The organism is Pseudomonas sp. HMSC063H08 (genome assembly GCF_001813645.1).
GTDB lineage: Bacteria > Pseudomonadota > Gammaproteobacteria > Pseudomonadales > Pseudomonadaceae > Pseudomonas > Pseudomonas aeruginosa.
Map to the genome: position 1 here is coordinate 53,925 of NZ_KV813335.1, position 16,684 is coordinate 70,608.

Genomic DNA, 16,684 nt, shown 5'->3' on the forward strand with positions numbered 1-16,684 from the left:
CCATGCCGCGCGCCGCCGTGGTCTGCGGCCTGGGCAGCTACCTGCCCGAGGCCGTGCTCAGCAACGACATGCTCGCCGCCGAGCTGGACACTTCCGACGCCTGGATCAGCAGCCGCACCGGCGTGCGCCAGCGGCATATCGCCGGCGACCTCGGCAGCGGCGACCTGGCCCTGCGGGCGGCCTCCGCCGCGCTCGCCTCGGCGGGGCTGGAGCGAGTCGATGCGGTGGTGCTGGCAACCAGCACCGGCGACTTCTGCTGCCCGGCCACCGCGCCCAGGGTCGCGGCGCGCCTGGGGTTGGTCGGCGCGCTCGCGTTCGACCTGTCCGCCGCCTGCACCGGCTTCGTCTACGGCCTGGCCAGCGTCGGCTCGCTGATCAGCGCCGGGCTGGCGGACAGCGCTCTGCTGGTCGGGGTGGACACTTTCAGCCATACCCTCGACCCCGCCGATCGCTCGACCCGCGCACTGTTCGGCGACGGCGCCGGAGCGGTGGTGCTGCGTGCCGGCGATGCCGAGGAAGAAGGCGCGCTGCTGGCCTTCGACCTCGGCAGCGACGGCCACCAGTTCGACCTGCTGATGACCCCCGCCGTCAGTCGCGCCGAACGCAGTTCCGGACAGGCCTCCAACTACTTCCGGATGGACGGCAAGGCAGTGTTCGGCCAGGCGGTGACGCAGATGAGCGACTCGGTGCGGCGGGTGCTCGACCGGGTCGGCTGGCAAGCTTCGGACCTCCATCACCTGGTCCCGCACCAGGCCAACACACGCATCCTCGCGGCGGTCGCCGACCAGCTCGACCTTCCCGTCGAGCGGGTGGTGAGCAACATCGCCGAGGTGGGCAATACCGTCGCCGCCTCGATTCCCCTGGCCCTGGCCCACGGCCTGCGCCAAGGCATCCTGCACGACGGCGGCAACATGGTCCTCACCGGTTTCGGTGCCGGACTGACCTGGGGTTCGGTCGCCCTGCGCTGGCCGAAGATCGTTCCGACAATGGACTGAAGAGGGAAGAACAATGCCCAACGACATGGAAGACCATCTCCTCACCGTGCTCAGCGTCGCCAGCGGCGTGCCGAAGGAGGAAATCAGCCGGGACAGCAGGATGGAAGACCTGGCTTTCGATTCGCTGGTGGTCAGCGAGCTGTCGCTGAAGCTGCGCAAGGAGTTCGGCGTCACCGGGGTCGACGACGAACTCGACCTGCTGGAAACGGTGGACGAACTGTTCCAGCTGGTCGAGAAGCACCGCGCCGCCTGAGGCCAGCGAACGCCGGCGTTCCGTCGCTTCTCTGCCAGGCGAAGGCGGTGCCGGGACACGGGAACGCGCATCGCCTTCGATCAACCAACACCAGAGCGAGATTCGCTGGAGGAAGAGGTGAGTCAGAACATGGATCTCACGATCGGGACGCATCGGGAGTCGGCTTTCTACGAGCTGGAGTTCGGACCGAGGACGATAATGACCCTGGCCAACTTTCCGGACGACGTGCTGCCGTTGTTGCAAATGGAAAGCCTGATGACCTTCGAGGCGATGGCTTACCTGCGCTGCGACGCACTGGTCGAGCTAGGCTGCTACGACGGCCGGGCGCTGGAAATCGCGCGCCTGCTCAATGCCCGCTATCTCGGCGTCGACCTCGACCAGCGGGCGATCGAGACGCTGCGCACGCGGATCGAGCGCGAGGGCATGAGCGATCGCGCGGACACGGTGGTCGACGACATCCTCAACCACACCAGGCGCGGTGCCTCGGTCGGCTCGCGCGCGCTGTACCTGCTGCCGTTCAACCTGCTGGGCAACTTCCGCGAGCCGAAACGGCTGCTCGACTCCCTCGCCGAGCGCAGCGTGGCGGCGGTGGTTTCGGTGTTCGGCGACAGCGCCGAGGCCACCCGCGTCCGCCAGAGCTACTACCGCCGTTGCGGGGTGCAGGGCCTGGAGCTGCACGCGCGGGACGACGGCACCGTGTTCACCGGCAGCGACGGCTTCTACTCGCGCTCGTATTCGCGCGCCTGCCTCCACGCCCTGCTCGCCGAGTGCGGGCTGACCGTGGTGCGCAGCGCTTCGAACCTGTTCGCCCATTGCGTGACGGTGCTGCCCGAAGGCGCCGACCAGGGCTTCGGTTCGTCGGCGGCATGAGTCGCCGTCGTGCATTCATCGCGCGGCCACGGCACGGGCAGCTCGCCGTGGCTCGCTTCATCGTCGTCTGAACCGCTCGGGAGCTGGAAACATGCCTTTGATTGTCTACGTGCTCGGTGCCGCGATCTTCGCCCTGACCACCAGCGAATACATGGTCGCCGGGCTGATGCCGGCGCTGGCCGCCGAATTCGGCGTGTCCTTCGCCGCGATCGGCTACCTGGTCACCTTCTACGCCGGCGCGATGGCGCTCGGCGGCCCGCTGCTGACCACCGCCCTGCTCCGCGTGCCGCGCAAGAACGCCCTGCTCGGCCTGATCGCGCTGTTCGTGGTCGGCCAGGTCATCGGCGCCCTGGCGCCGGGCTATGCGGTGATGGTGGCGGCGCGACTGGTCACCGCGGTCGCCGCCGCGGCCTTCTTCGGCGTGGCGCTGACCGCCTGCGCCGAACTGGTCGAAGGCAACCAGTTCGGCCGCGCCTCGTCGCTGGTGCTCGGAGGCCTGATGGTCGGCACCGTGCTCGGCCTGCCCGTCGCCACCTGGCTGGGCGAATGGTACGGCTGGCGCGCGAGCTTCTTCGCGGTGGCGCTGGTGGCGGTGCTGGTCGGCCTGCTGGTGTTGCAGCTGATGCCGGCGATCCCGGGGTCGGCGGGCAGCGGTTCGCTGCGCGAGGAACTGAATGTGTTCAGGAACGCCCATCTATGGTGGGTCTACGCCACCAGCCTGCTGCTGATCGGCGCCACCTTCGCCGGCTTCACCTATTTCGTGCCGATCCTCACCGAGGTCAGCGGCTTCTCCGCCTCGACCGTACCGCTGCTGCTGGTGGTCTACGGCCTGGCGACGCTGGTGGGCAACAACATCGTCGGCCGCCTGGCCGACCGCCATACCATCGCGGTCCTGGCCTTCGGCCTGCTGGCGGCCATCGCCGCGATGGTGGCCTTCGCCCTGTTCGGACAGGTTCCGGCGGTGGCGGTGGCGGCGCTGGTGGTGATCGGCCTGACCGGGGTGTCGATGAACCCGGCGCTGGTGACCCGCGGCGCACGTGTCGGCCATAACAACATGCTGGTCAACTCGGTGCACACTGCCTGCATCATGCTCGGCGTGATGGCCGGTTCCTGGATCGGCGGCCTGGGCATCGCCGGCGGATTCGGCCTGCAGGGCGCGCTCTGGGTCGGCGCGGCCCTCGGGGTGCTGGCGCTGCTGACCCTGCTGCCGGAGCTGCGCTTCGCCCGCGCCCCGGTGGGCGGGGCGCTGGGCCGCTGAGCGAGATCCCTCAGGCGCTGCGCGCCAGCCAGCGGCAGTAGCCGACGACGCCCTCTTCCAGGCTCTGGAAATCGTCGCGGTAGCCCGCCTCGCGCAGCAGCTCCAGGTCGGCGCAGGTGTGGCTCTGGTAGCGCGCCCGCAGCGACTCGGGGAACTCGCGGTAGCCGAGCAGGCCGCTTTCCACCGCCTGCTGCAGCGACAGGGGCGGCTGGTCGGCATTGGCGCGGACGCTATTGATCACCGCCAGGGCGACCTCGTTGAAGGTCCGCGCCTGGCCGCTGCCGAGGTTGAAGATTCCCGAACGCTGCGGATGATCGAAGAAATGCAGGTTGACCCGCGCCACGTCCTCCACCGCGACGAAGTCGCGCAGGTGGCCGCCGGGCGGGAAGCCACCGTGTTCGCCGAACAGTTCGACCCGCCCGTCGCGGCGCAATTGCTGGTAGCAGTGGTAGGCCACCGAGGCCATCCGCCCCTTGTGTTCCTCGCGCGGCCCGTAGACGTTGAAGTAACGCAGGCCGACCACCTGGCTGCGCGCCTGCGGCAGCGCCCGGCGCACACGCTGGTCGAAGAGGAACTTGGAATAGCCGTAGACGTTCAGCGGCCGCTCGTACTGGCGCGCCTCGCGGAAGGTCCGGCCGGCGCCGTAGACCGCCGCCGACGAGGCGTAGAGGAACGGCACGCCGAGTTCCAGGCTGCTTTCCAGCAGGCGGCAACTGTAGCGGTAGTTGTTCTCCATCATGTAGCGGCCATTGCTTTCCAGGGTGCTGGCGCAGGCACCCTGGTGGAACAGCGCGCGGACCGTGCCGAAGTCGCCGCGGGCGTAACGCTCGAGGAAGTCGTTCTGGTCCAGGTAGTCGGCGATATCGGCGTCCGCCAGGTTGCGGAACTGCTCGCCGTCGGTGAGATCGTCCACCGCGATGATGTCGGTCTCGCCGCGCCGGTTCAGCGCCTGCAGCAGATTGCTGCCGATGAAGCCGGCGGCGCCGGTGACGATGATGCTCATGGGCACTCCCTTCGACAGGATGAATGCCCCCAGGCTATGCCTATGCGCCGCGCCGCCCGTTGACCTGCAACAAGCCATGGGCGGACGGCAGCGGTTCAGCGGGAAGGACGATCGTTGTGACCGAGGTCGCGTTGCGGGTCGATGCGGTCGCGAACCCGCTGCTTGAGCGCCTTGGCCTCGGGGAAGCCGCCGTCGGCCTTGCGTTCCCAGACCTGCACGCCGTCGCAGGTGATACGGAAGACGCCACCGGTTCCGGGCTCCAGGCAGACTTTTCCGAGATCGTCGGCGAAGGTGCTGAGCAGTTCCTGGGCCAGCCAGGCGGCACGCAGTAGCCACTGGCACTGGGTGCAATAGGTGATGACGATTTCGGGCTTGGCGGTGGGCATGTCGGCGGCTCAGGGGAAACGGTCGCGCCTATAATAGCCGCCTTTTCACCCGGCTCCGGATCGTTCTCATGCGCCGCCTGCTGCTCGTACTGCTGCTCCTGCTTCCCCTGTCCGCCCTCGCCATGGAGGCCCGGCCGAAGATCGGCCTGGTCCTCTCCGGAGGTGCCGCCCGTGGCCTGGCCCATATCGGCGTGCTCAAGGCCCTCGACGAACAGGGCATCCAGATCGACGCCATCGCCGGCACCAGCATGGGCGCGGTGGTCGGCGGCCTGTACGCCTCCGGCTACACCCCCGCCGAACTGGAGCGCATCGCCCTGGAGATGGACTGGCAGCAGGCACTGTCCGACGCACCGCCGCGCAAGGACGTGCCGTTCCGGCGCAAGCAGGACGACCGCGACTTCCTGGTCAAGCAGAAGATCAGCTTCCGCGACGACGGCACCCTCGGCCTGCCGCTGGGGGTGATCCAGGGCCAGAACCTGGCGATGGTGCTGGAAAGCCTGCTGGTGCACACCAGCGACAACCGCGACTTCGACAAGCTGGCGATCCCTTTCCGCGCCGTCTCCACCGATATCGCAACCGGCGAGAAAGTGGTGTTCCGCAAGGGCCACCTGCCCCAGGCGATCCGCGCCAGCATGTCGATCCCCGCCGTGTTCGCCCCGGTGGAGATCGACGGCAGGCTGCTGGTGGATGGCGGCATGGTCGACAACATCCCGGTGGACGTGGCGCGCGACATGGGCGTGGACGTGGTGATCGTGGTCGACATCGGCAACCCGCTGCGCGACCGCAAGGACCTGAGCACCGTGCTCGACGTGATGAACCAGTCGATCACCCTGATGACCCGGAAGAACTCCGAAGCCCAGCTGGCCACGCTCAAGCCCGGCGACGTGCTGATCCAGCCGCCGCTGTCCGGCTACGGCACCACCGACTTCGGCCGCGTGCTGCAACTGATCGACGCCGGCTACCGCGCCACCACGGTGCTCGCCGCGCGCCTCGCCGAGTTGCGCAAGCCGAAGGACCTCAACAGCGAAGCGCTCGACGTGGCGCGCACGCCGAACCAGCGCAAGCCGGTGATCGACGCGATCCGCGTGGAGAACAACTCGAAGGTCAGCGACGAGGTGATCCGCCACTACATCCGCCAGCCGCTCGGCACGCGCCTCGACCTCGGCCGCCTGCAGGACGACATGAGCACCCTCTACGGCCTCGACTACTTCGACCAGGTGCAGTACCGGGTGGTCAAGGAGAAGAAGCTCAACACCCTGGTGATCCACGCCACCGGCAAGAAAGGCGGCACCGACTTCCTTCGCCTGGGCCTCAACCTGTCCGACGACATGCGCGGCGAAAGCACCTTCAACCTCGGCGGCAGCTACCGCATGAACGGCCTCAACCGGCTCGGCGCCGAGTGGCTGACCCGGGTCCAGCTCGGCGACCGCCAGGAACTCTACAGCGAGTTCTACCAGCCGCTCGACGTCGGCTCGCGCTACTTCGTCGCGCCCTTCCTGTTCCACGAGGCACAGAACGTCGACGTCACCGAGGACAACGACCCGCTGCTGCGCTATCGCCTGGAGCGCTACGGCTACGGCCTCAACGTCGGCCGGCAGATCGCCAACAACGGCGAAATCCGCCTGGGCGCGGTGCAGGCCTACGGCAAGGCCGACGTGCGCATCGGCGACCCGAGCCTGCCGGACATCGACTTCACCGAGGGCTACTACGAACTGAAGTACTCGTTCGATACCGTCGACGACGTCAATTTCCCCCACGAGGGCGAGGAGATCGGCCTGACCATGCGCCGCTACGACAAGTCCCTCGGCTCGGACGACAGCTACCGGCAGTGGGACCTGCGGCTGAACAAGGCGCTCAGCTTCGGCGCCGACACCTGGGTGTTCGGCGGCGGCTACGGGCGCACCCTGGACGACGCCGAGGTGGTCACCTCCAGCTTCACCCTCGGCGGCGCCCGCGAGCTGTCGGGCTTCCGCCGCGACGCGCTGTCCGGGCAGAACTACAGCCTGGGACGGATCGTCTATTACCGGCGCCTCACCGAACGTTCCTTCCTGCCGCTGGACTTCCCGCTGTACCTGGGCGGCAGCATCGAGCGCGGACGCATCTGGAACAACGACAACGAATACGACAGCGGCTACATCAACGCCGCCAGCCTGATGATCGGCTTCGATACGCCGCTGGGGCCGCTGACCTTCAGCTACGGGATCAACGACGAGAACTTCAAGGCGTTCTACCTGAACCTCGGGCAGAACTTCTGAGCGGAGTTCAGGCGATCAGCGCCAGCAACTCGCGCGCCTCGGCCTTCTGCCACGGGTCGCCGTGCGCCACCACCAGGCGCAGGATGCGGCTGGCCTGGTCGAGATCGCCGCTGTCGATGCAGGCGCGGGCCCGGTCCAGGCTGGCCGAGGCCTCCTCCGGCGGCACCGTGGCCGGCTCTGGCTGGTCGAGTTCGAGGTGTTCGTACTCGGCGACATCCGGCAGTTCATGGAGATTGCTCTCGAACGCCAGGGGCTCCTCCTCCGCCGGTTCCGCCTTGCCGGCAGCGGCGCGGCGCGGCAGGTCGGGGTTGTCCAGGGGATTCTCCAGGGCGCCCCAGTCGAGATCGAGATCGAGGTTGAGGTCGCCGAAGCCGTCGGCGCCCGAGGTCGCATCCGGCTGCTGCGCGGCGGGCGGCTCGGCCAGCGGCAGGTCGCTCCAGTCGTCGTCCTTGGTTGCCGCCGGCGTCTCGGTCGCCGGCATCTGTAGCAGCGCCGGGTAGCGTCCGCGCAACTCGTCGATGGCCTCCGGGTTGCCGCCAGTGGCCAGGGTTTCCTCGGCCAGCGCGTCGAAGCCGGCCGCATCGCCCAGCTCAGCCAGCACCAGCAACAGCTTCATCCGCGCGCTCAGGCGCTGCGGCTGCTCGGCGAGGACCTGACGCAGCAGGTCGCGGGCCTGTCCGTAGCGACCGTAGGCGATATAGATGTCGGCGCCGTCCAGCTTGTCCGCCGCAGCCATGGCGGCGCGCGGAGCGGCGGCCGGAGCAGGCGGAGGAGACGGCGGCGGGCTGGAGGGAACGGCGACCGGCGGCCTGGCCTGTTCCTCGACCTTTGCCGGCGCCGGTGCGGCCGCCGGGGGGCGCGGCGCACGCCGCAGCGGCAGGTTCAGGGCAACCCGGCGCTTCGGTTCGACCGCCGGGACAGGAGTCTCTTCGCGGCGGCGACGCAACAGCAACACGCCGAGCAGGGCGAGGACCAGCAGCAGGACGATCATCCAGCGCCAGTGCTGCGAGTCCGTCGGCGTTTCAACCGGTTGCGCAACCGAAGGCGCGGCCGCGGCGGGCGGCGGCGCCGCGGGCCGCACCGCCTGGCGCCGGGCCAGTTGCTGTTGCAGTTCGGCGACCTGGTGATCGCGCTGCTGCAGTTGTTCCTGCAAGGCCTGCAACTGGCGTTGCAGATCGTCCATCCGCTGGCTCAGTTCCTCCCGTTGCCGGGCCAGCGCCTCGGCCTCGGCATCCGCCTGGCGCTGCGCCTCGACGAGAGCCGCCGGAGCGTTTTCCACCACGGCGGCATCGGCTGGCGGCAGGACTTCCACGGCCGCCTCCTTCACGGCGCCGGGCGCGCCTCGCTCCGCCTGGTAGCCGGCCGGCAGGCGCAGGCGCGCGCCGGCCTTGAGCCGGTGCCGGTCGGCATTGACGAAGGCCTGCGGATTGAGCTGGTACAGGGCCTCCATGAGTTGCGCGCGATCGGCGTTGCCGGCACCACGCAGGCGTCCGCTGATGGCCCAGAGGTTGTCGCTGGGGCGAGCCAGGTAGTCGTCGCCCGGCTCCAGCAGTGCCGGGTCTACGACGACCGCGGCACTACGCGGCGCAGGCGCCGGCGTCGAGGATTGCCGCTGCGGCTCGATCCCGCTGCGCGCGGCCGGAAGCATACGCGGCGTATAACCGAGCGGATCGAGCAGTACGGTGAATTCGCGGACGATGCGGCCGTTGGGGCGGGCCACCTCCACCAGGAAATTCAGGTAGGGCTCCTGCACCGGTCGGCTCGAGGACACATGGATGCGATTGCCACCGCGCCCTTGGAGCACCGGACTGAAACGCAGCTCGTTGAGGAACTGCAAGCGTTCCACCCCGGCCGCGGCGAAGACGTCGGCGCCCGCCAGGCGGACCTCGATCTCGTCCGCGCCGAGATCGCCGACGTCGAGCAGTTCGATATCCGCATCCAGCGGCTGGTTGAGCGCCGAATGCAGGGTGATGTCTCCCACTCCCAGGGCGCTCGCCTGCCCGGCCAACAGGCACGACCAGGCACACAGCATGACACGCAAGGCTTTACCGGGCATTCCGTTCTTTTCTCCGCACTTCGAGCACACAGCCGGCCAGCGGTCGACTGCTACATCTATTTCACGTTAGCCCGAATTTCGCCCCGTACAGGGCTGAACGCACCACATGGCGCAAGACATGGCTTTTTGCCATCACTGAATAGAGGAATGCCGTGGAAACGGTCAAGATTTTTCGTCAGAAAACCGACGAAAACCTCTGTAGAGGGCTTTCGAACGAAAGCCCTGAAGGTGATGCCATAAAAATGGCGATTCTAGCGGAATTTCGTGACGCAGTGCTCAGCGCTTTTCCAGGTTCGCCAGGATTCGCAAGAGCACCTGCTGGCACAGCGCCTGCTCGGACTCGTCGATGCCGGTCAGTACGTCGTTGCGAACGCTGGCGGCGATGGCCTCGATATCGGCGATCAGCACATCGGCCTTGGGCGTCAGCACGATGTGCTTGGCCCGCCGGTCCTCCGCCACCGCCAGGCGCCGTACCAGGCCCTGGGACTCGAGGCCGTCGAGCAGTCGCGCCAGGGTCGGGCCTTCGACCCCGACCGATTGGGCCAACTCGCGCTGGGTGGGCGAATCGCGATGGCGCGCCAGATGCAACAACACCAACCAGCGCGCCTGGGACAGGCCGAGGTGACTGAGGCGGCGGTCGAGTTCAGCGCGCCAAGCACGGGAAGTCTGGGCTAGCAAGGTGCCGAAATAGTGCTTGTCTGTCTGAGCCATAGGAAAAAGGAGGTCCGATATTTCATTTGACTAATTATTAGTCGGCTAATAATGCCCGTCCAATTTCCCCCCGTACAATGACAAATTGTCGCACGATATGCCCAGGCCAGGCCCTGTCTACCACTTGGCGTACTGGTCCTCGACGAAGCCCCAGAGCCGCTCGATCCTCACCTCGGCACGACCTCGCGGACGCAGCACACCGCTGAAACAACCGAAGATCTGCTTGAAGTTGCTCGCCAGCAGACCGAGGTTCAGCCGCTCCTGGTGCATGCCGTGGGCCTCGAAGCGCAGCTCTACCTGGCCATCGTATGAACGGATGGTCCAGGGCCGCAGCGGCTGGTCGCGGTCGAAGTCGAAGCGCACGCTGTCGACCTTCAGCAGTTCGCCGTCCAGCCAGTAGCAGTTCTCGGTGAAGCTGGTCTCGTTGACCCCGCACGACAGGTTCAGGCCGACCCGCAAGCCGTCCGCCTCGCCGGACAGGCAAGCCCAGTTCCAGAAGGTTTCCGGGCGCATGTAGCCCGCCGACCAGTCGTGATGGGCGAAGGCGTCCAGCGCCTGCAGGTCGTGGTCGCCGAGGGCGCTGCGCACGTCGCCGCGACAGCGCACGCCGGCCACCTTCTGCGCATAGACCCAGCCGTTCACCGCGGTCGGCGTACACAGGCACATCGGCTGGAAGCTCGGCGCCTCCTCGCTGAAGCAGGCGTCGATGCGGGTGCCATCGTCGAGTTCCACCAGCAGGCGTTTCTCCCGGGGAGCCGTACGGTTCTCCAGGCGTAGCAGGTTGCGCCCCTGGCGCAGTTCGCAGACGCCGTCGTCCGGGGTCTGGGAAAACCGGGTTCCGAACCCCAGCGGCAGCTTGAAGCGCCGCTCCAGCATGCGTCCGCTGGAAGGCTGGTAGAGGTAGACGAAGCCGACGCCAAGCAAGCTCAGCTGGGCCAGGGCGCAGCCGCCGATCAGCTCCGGGCTGATCAGGCCGAAGTACTGGAACTGATGGAAGCGTCGCCATTTGCCCAGGGCCCCCACGCGCCGGCCCATCGGCGAACGGAAGTCGAAATCGCGGTAATTGATGTGCTGCGGGGCACTCGGGAAGATGCCGTAGTGCGGTTGGCCGTTGGCCTGGATCAAGCGCTGCATGGGGTCCGTCCGGAAGTCGTCTCGCGGCGGGGCCGGCAGCTCTGCGAAGAGCGGCCGTGCCTGCCATTTTTTCCTGTCGAACCTAGCATTCGCCGCTTCGTCCCGCAGTCACCGGCGGCGCCAGCCACAGGGACAAAATCGGCCATGGACTCAGGCCACCACCTGGTTGCGGCCGAACGCCTTGGCTTCGTAAAGCGCGCGATCGGCATGCTCGTAGAGATCGTAGAGGCGCTTCAGGTCGTTGCCCGGGGTCGGCCACAGGCAGGACACGCCGACCGACAGGGTCACTTCGCGCGCCGTGTCCGACGCCTCGTGCTCCATGCGCAGCGCCTGCACCTGCGCGCGCAGCGCTTCCGCGCGCAGCCTCGCCTCATGCTCGTTGGCGCCGTACAGCAACAGGGCGAACTCCTCGCCGCCCAGGCGCACCGCCATGTCCAGCGGACGCCTGGCATTCGCCTCGAACACCGCGCCGATACGCTGCAGGACCGCATCGCCGGCCTGGTGGCCGTAGCGGTCGTTATAGGCCTTGAAATGGTCGACATCGCAAAGCAGCAGCGCCAGGGTCTTCTGTTCGCGCTGGGCCTGGCGCCAGAGGCGGTCCAGGTGCTGGTTGAAGCTGCGCCGGTTGTGCAGGCCGGTCAGGCTGTCGTGGTCGGCCATCACCCGCAGCAGACGGCTGATGAGGAAATGCTCGCGCGACTTGAACTCCAGCAGATAGCAGCCGACCGCGCCGATCAGGTTACCGAACAGCAGGAACAGCAGGTTGTTGCCCAGCGGCTCCTGGGTACCCGCCCACCACTCGAAACCCAGGTAGGCGAGCAGCACGACCAACGCACAGCTCAATGCCTGCGACAACCGCAGGCCGGCGAGGAAATAGGCGGCGAAACTGACCAGCAGCAGGCCTTCGTAGGGATAGCCGGGATCGGCCCGGTGCGCCAGGCCGACCACCGCCGCCGCACCGACGCCAAGGGCGAGGACGCAGGCGATGCTCAGCGGCACCATCAGCTGGATGTGCCGGCGCAGCATGATCAGGCAGCCGCAGACCAGCAGCAGGACCAGCACGCCAAGGCGCACCGCCAGTACGCCCCACAGCGGGGGACCAGCGAGGATCAGCAGGTCGATGCCGATGAACGCCAGCCAGACGAGCATGCCGACGCTGAGGGCGATGCGTTTCAGCGCGAAGCTGTCCTCCAGCATGTAGCGCCGGTAGTCACGCTCCAGTTCGGGAAGGAAACGCAGACCGCGGAAACCGCGGTTCAATTGGTCGGCATAGAGGTTGGAACGGGAGTCGTCCAACCGGTCCTTCTGTGTCACGCACACCTCTTCTCTTGGAGGGCTTGGCGTCACAGTAGACGCTTGCGAAGGACGTCACAAGATTGGCGTCAGAAAATACCGGCAAATGGCCATATCACGACTCCAGTTCCACCTGCAGGGCGGCGCGCACGCAGTGCAGCACGCCACTCGGCACCCGCTTGCCGAAACGCTCCTCCAGCGCCGCCACCGGCGGCAGTTCGCCGTCTTCCTCGAGGAAGGCGTCCTGGATTTCGCCGAGGAGTTCCTCGGGCAGATCCAGCGCCTGCTCCAGGCTCACCTGCTGGCCGGCGATGGCATCGGCGAGCATCGCGTAGACGTTCTTCTCGCTGCAATTGAGCTGGCGGGCTATCTGCGCCGGGGTCATCCCCGCACAGGCCAGGCTGGCCAATTCGTGGCGCAGGTCCTGCGGCGGCGCGGCGGGCGCCGCCGGCGAGTCGGTGAGGACATCGAGGAAGGCCTGGCCGTAGCGCTCCAGCTTGCGCGCGCCGACCCCGCTGACCTGGGCCATGTCGGATAGCGAGCGCGGCTGGCTGCGGAGCATTTCCAGCAGGGTCGCGTCGGGGAAGATCACATAGGGCGGCACCGAATGCTCTTCGGCCAGCTTGCGCCGCAGCGCGCGCAGGGCCTCCCACATTTCCCGCTCTTCGCTGCGCACCAGTTGGCTGGCGGCGCTGGCGCCGCCGCTGGAGGAGCCCTTGGCGCGCTGTGGCTTGAGGTCGCGGCGCAGCTCCAGCCGCACCTCGCCCCGCAGCAGCGGACGACAGGCCTCGGTCAGGCGCAGGCCGCCGAAGCCGTCCAGGTCGACGTCGGCCAGGCCGCGCGCGACCAACTGGCGAAACAGGGTCCGCCACTCGTCTTCGCCGCGCCCCTTGCCGATCCCGAACACCGCCAGGTGCTGGTGGCCGAGACTGCGGATCTTCTCGGTCTCGCGGCCGAGCAGGATATCCACCAGATGGCCGACGCCGTAGCGCTGGCCGCTGCGGTAGATCGCCGACAGCGCCTGGCGCGCGGATTCGGTGGCATCCCAGGTTTCCACGCCGTCCACGCAGTTGTCGCAATGCCCGCAGGGCTGCGGCATCTCCTCGTCGAAATAGGCCAGCAGCGCCTGGCGCCGGCAGCGGGTTTCCTCGCAGAGCGCCAGCATGGCTTCCAGCTTGTGCCGCTCGACGCGCTTGTGCCGCTCGTCGCCCTCGGAACTCTGCATCATCTGCCGCAGCAGCAGGACGTCCTGCAGGCCGTAGGCCATCCAGGCGTCGGCCGGCAGGCCGTCGCGGCCGGCGCGACCGGTTTCCTGGTAATAGGCCTCGAGGCTCTTGGGCAGGTCGAGGTGGGCGACGAATCGCACGTTGGGCTTGTCGATGCCCATGCCGAAGGCGATGGTCGCCACCATGATCAAGCCTTCCTCGTTGAGGAAGCGCTTCTGGTGGTGGGCACGCAGTTCGTTGGACAGTCCGGCGTGATACGGCAGCGCGGGGAAGCCCTGGTTGCCGAGGAATTCCGCGACCTCCTCGACCTTCTTCCGCGACAGGCAGTAGACGATGCCGGCATCGCCGCGCCGCTCGGAGAGGAAGCCGAGCAACTGCTTGCGCGGCTGCTCCTTGGGCACGATGCGGTAGAAGATGTTCGGCCGGTCGAAGCTGGAGAGGAACTGCTCGGCGTTCTGCAGGTGCAGGCGCTGGATCATCTCCTCGCGGGTACGCATGTCCGCCGTAGCGGTCAGGGCGATCCGCGGCACCTGCGGGAACAGCTCGGCGAGCTGGCCGAGCTGCAGGTATTCGGGGCGGAAGTCATGGCCCCATTGCGACACGCAGTGCGCTTCGTCGATGGCGAACAGGCCGACCGGCAGTCGTTGCAGGAAGGCCAGCATGCGCGGCTGGACCAGCCGTTCCGGTGCCAGGTAGAGCAGCTTGATCTCGCCGCGCTGCAGGCGCTCGGCGATGTCCCGCTGCTGCTCGGGGTTGAGGGTGGAGTTCAGCGCCACCGCCGGCACGCCGAGTTCGTCCAGGGTGGCGACCTGGTCCTCCATCAGCGCGATCAGCGGCGACACCACCACCGTCAGGCCTTCGCGCAGCAGCGCCGGGACCTGGAAACACAGGGACTTGCCACCGCCGGTGGGCATCAGTACCAGCGCATCGCCACCCTCGGCCACCCGCTCGATGATCCGTGCCTGGTTGCCACGGAAGGCGTCGTAACCGAAAACGTCTTTGAGGATGCGTAGGGCTTGCTCGCGCATGAAGGACTCCAAATCGAGCGGCGCATTATACGCCAGGGAGGCTCGATCGGGCCGGTACCTTGTCGCCGGAAAGGACGAAAACCTCAGCGATAGCGCTGACGTTCCTGTTTGAAAAGGATGCGGACGATGGCGAACTCGCGCTCCATCTGTTCGATCAGCGCCGGCGCCCGTTGCAGGTCGCCGCGCCTGGCGCTTTCTTCCAGCTCCTTGCAGTAGCCGGCGAGGAGTACCGCGCCCATGTTGCTGCTGCCTCCCTTGAAGCTGTGTGCGGTATGCCGCAAAGCCTGGGCATCGCCGGCCTGGAGGGCGGCATGCAGGCTGCGCAGGCGCTCCTCGGAGTCGAGCACGAAGGTATCCAGCAGGACCGGATATTCGTCCTCCATGACCTCCTGCAACGAAGCCAGAACACGATCATCGAGATGCGGCGCGGACATTCGATCGCTCCCTGAAGTCGACTTCCGATGCCCTACCCATTAGGAGCACCGCGACGAAAGCGCGATTATGCCTGAGGCGACCAGAAAAACTCCACGGACACCACCTTTCCGTCGGCCGACCACTGGCAACGATCGGACAATTCGCGGATCAGGCGCAAACCCCTGCCGCAGAGGCGTTCCTGACGCTCCACGGCATTCAGCGCGCGCTCCACGTCGAAACCTTCGCCGCTGTCCTCGACCCGCACCAGCAGACGCCCCCCCGCGCCATGCGGCGCCAGGTCCAGGTGCAGCCGCACGTAGCCGTCGCGCAAGGCCTGCAGGCGGCTGACCCGCTCCTGGTAATAGCGGGCGAATCCCGCCGCGTCGCTCTTCATCGTCGAATCGAGGCCGATGACGCCATGTTCCAGGGCGTTCGAATAGAGTTCGGCGAGTACCGTATACAGCGCACCGCCACGCGCGCGCAGGTCGTGGACCTCGAGCAGCAGTTGCAGCACATGGGGCAGCGGGTTGAAATGCTTGAGGGTTTCGGCGCGGAATTCGAAGCTCACCGACCAGTCCAGCGGACTGCTCACGCCGCTATCGGAAAACGCCAGCGGCGGGCATTGCAGGCCGCTATCCGGCTGCAGCCGCACTTCGAGCATGCTCACGTCGTCCTGCACCGCGCCGCGGAACTGCGCCAGGCTGCGCTGGATCTCGTCGAACAGCGCGGACGGCTGGCGATTGCGCTCGAACAGCTGGAGCAGCCGCGCCTCGCCGAACATCTCGCCAGCCTTGTTGCTGGCCTCGAGGACACCGTCGGAAAACAGGAATATCCGATCTTCGATATCCAGCGGATAGGTTTCGCAACGGTCGCTGAACGCCGCCGGCTCGAGGATTCCCAGCGGCAGGTGGCGGGACACCAGGGCGACCCGCTCGCCGCTGGCGGCGCGCAGCAGGTAGCCGTCCGGCAAGCCGCCGTTCCAGACCTCCACCAGTTCGCGCTGGAAGCTCAGGTTGAGCAAGGTGGCGCAGCAGAACACGCCGACCGGCAGGATGCGCTTCAGCTTGGCGTTCATCTCGCGGAGGATGTCGGCCATCGGATAGCCCTTGGCGGTCATCCCGTAGAACACCTCGGCCAGCGGCATCGCGCCGATCGCCGCCGGCAGGCCGTGGCCGGTGAAGTCGCCGAGCAGCACGTGCATGCCGCCGGACGGCTTGTAGGCGGCCAGCAGCAGGTCGCCGTTGAACAGCGCGAGGGGCGATTGCAGGTAGCGCACGTTGCTGGCGTTCAGGCAGCCGGAATGGGCCACCTTGTCGAACACCGCCTTGGCCACCCGCTGTTCGTTGAGCAGGTGCTCGTTGTGCCGGACGATCAGGTCGCGCTGCTCCAGCACCGTTCGTTGCAGCAGGTGCAGGCGTCCCATGGCGTTGATCTTGGCTTCGAGGATCACCCGGTTGTACGGCTTGGAGAGGAAGTCGTCGCCGCCCGCCTCCAGGCTCTGCACCAGCGCCTCGGTTTCGCTGAGGGAGGTGAGGAAGATGATCGGCACCAACTCCTCGCCGGCCTGCTGCTTGATCCGCCGGGCCGCCTCGAAGCCATCCATCACCGGCATCATCACGTCCATCAGGACCAGTTGCGGCCGCTCGGTCTCGAACAGCGCCACCGCCTCCAGGCCGTTGCCGGCGGTCAGCACGCGATGCCCCTGGCGGCTGACGATGGTCGACAGCAGCAGGCGGTCGGCCGCGTTGTCCTCGGCGATGAGAATCGTCAGGCTCTCGATCCGCGCCGCCGGGGGATTCATC

Annotated in this window: 14 protein-coding genes; 5 read left to right on the forward strand and 9 right to left on the reverse strand. The window is 67.4% G+C overall.

The features are described 5' to 3' along the window. The first annotated feature begins 2 nt into the window (after positions 1-2). The 4 genes from HMPREF2924_RS02300 (at position 3) to HMPREF2924_RS02315 (ending at position 3,376) form a co-directional block, all read left to right on the forward strand. A complete protein-coding gene (locus HMPREF2924_RS02300; protein ID WP_003130297.1) occupies positions 3-995 on the forward strand; it encodes a beta-ketoacyl-ACP synthase III in 993 nt (330 codons plus the stop codon). A gap of 13 nt (positions 996-1,008) precedes the next feature. Continuing rightward, the gene (locus HMPREF2924_RS02305; protein ID WP_003106204.1) at positions 1,009-1,248 is read left to right on the forward strand and encodes an acyl carrier protein Acp3; all 240 of its coding nucleotides are present in this window, start codon (positions 1,009-1,011) and stop codon (positions 1,246-1,248) included. 117 nt (positions 1,249-1,365) lie between these two features. Then, complete coding sequence (locus HMPREF2924_RS02310; RefSeq protein ID WP_003130295.1) at positions 1,366-2,118, forward strand: SAM-dependent methyltransferase; 753 nt, start codon at positions 1,366-1,368, stop codon at positions 2,116-2,118. A gap of 91 nt (positions 2,119-2,209) precedes the next feature. After that, positions 2,210-3,376, forward strand: a complete 1,167-nt coding sequence (locus tag HMPREF2924_RS02315; RefSeq protein ID WP_003130292.1) for an MFS transporter — start codon at positions 2,210-2,212, stop codon at positions 3,374-3,376. 10 nt (positions 3,377-3,386) lie between these two features. Here HMPREF2924_RS02315 and rfaD read toward each other — a convergent pair whose 3' ends face one another. Continuing rightward, positions 3,387-4,379 (reverse strand): ADP-glyceromanno-heptose 6-epimerase, encoded by a 993-nt coding sequence (gene rfaD, locus HMPREF2924_RS02320; protein ID WP_023091130.1) that lies wholly within the window; start codon positions 4,377-4,379, stop codon positions 3,387-3,389. Between the two features lie 95 nt (positions 4,380-4,474). Continuing rightward, positions 4,475-4,765 carry an Rdx family protein gene (locus HMPREF2924_RS02325; RefSeq protein WP_003091717.1) on the reverse strand — a complete coding sequence of 97 codons (291 nt, stop codon included), beginning with the start codon at positions 4,763-4,765 and terminating at the stop codon, positions 4,475-4,477. 68 nt (positions 4,766-4,833) lie between these two features. On the opposite strand from HMPREF2924_RS02325, the gene plpD reads away from it, so the two are divergent. Next, positions 4,834-7,020 (forward strand): patatin-like phospholipase PlpD, encoded by a 2,187-nt coding sequence (plpD, locus tag HMPREF2924_RS02330; protein ID WP_003130288.1) that lies wholly within the window; start codon positions 4,834-4,836, stop codon positions 7,018-7,020. 7 nt (positions 7,021-7,027) lie between these two features. Here the strand turns inward: plpD and HMPREF2924_RS02335 are convergent, their stop codons facing one another. The 7 genes from HMPREF2924_RS02335 to hsbR all read right to left on the reverse strand — a co-directional run bounded on the left by HMPREF2924_RS02335 (position 7,028) and on the right by hsbR (position 16,683). Beyond that, positions 7,028-9,076 carry a motility hub landmark protein FimV gene (locus HMPREF2924_RS02335; RefSeq protein ID WP_023094574.1) on the reverse strand — a complete coding sequence of 683 codons (2,049 nt, stop codon included), beginning with the start codon at positions 9,074-9,076 and terminating at the stop codon, positions 7,028-7,030. A gap of 276 nt (positions 9,077-9,352) precedes the next feature. Continuing rightward, positions 9,353-9,787, reverse strand: coding sequence for a MarR family transcriptional regulator (locus tag HMPREF2924_RS02340; protein WP_003091721.1), 435 nt, complete (start codon positions 9,785-9,787; stop codon positions 9,353-9,355). Between the two features lie 117 nt (positions 9,788-9,904). Beyond that, positions 9,905-10,921 (reverse strand): DUF2804 domain-containing protein, encoded by a 1,017-nt coding sequence (locus HMPREF2924_RS02345; RefSeq protein ID WP_003109306.1) that lies wholly within the window; start codon positions 10,919-10,921, stop codon positions 9,905-9,907. Between the two features lie 150 nt (positions 10,922-11,071). Next, complete coding sequence (locus HMPREF2924_RS02350; RefSeq protein ID WP_003119637.1) at positions 11,072-12,241, reverse strand: GGDEF domain-containing protein; 1,170 nt, start codon at positions 12,239-12,241, stop codon at positions 11,072-11,074. An 88-nt stretch (positions 12,242-12,329) separates the two neighbouring features. Next, complete coding sequence (recQ, locus tag HMPREF2924_RS02355; protein WP_003130279.1) at positions 12,330-14,468, reverse strand: DNA helicase RecQ; 2,139 nt, start codon at positions 14,466-14,468, stop codon at positions 12,330-12,332. Positions 14,469-14,551: 83 nt separating this feature from the next. After that, the gene (gene htpB / locus HMPREF2924_RS02360) at positions 14,552-14,902 is read right to left on the reverse strand and encodes a two-component system sensor histidine kinase HtpB (RefSeq protein ID WP_003091725.1); all 351 of its coding nucleotides are present in this window, start codon (positions 14,900-14,902) and stop codon (positions 14,552-14,554) included. 65 nt (positions 14,903-14,967) lie between these two features. Further along, entirely contained in the window at positions 14,968-16,683 is a 1,716-nt protein-coding gene (gene hsbR, locus HMPREF2924_RS02365) for a two-component system response regulator HsbR (protein WP_003098751.1), read from the reverse strand. Position 16,684: the final 1 nt, after the last annotated feature.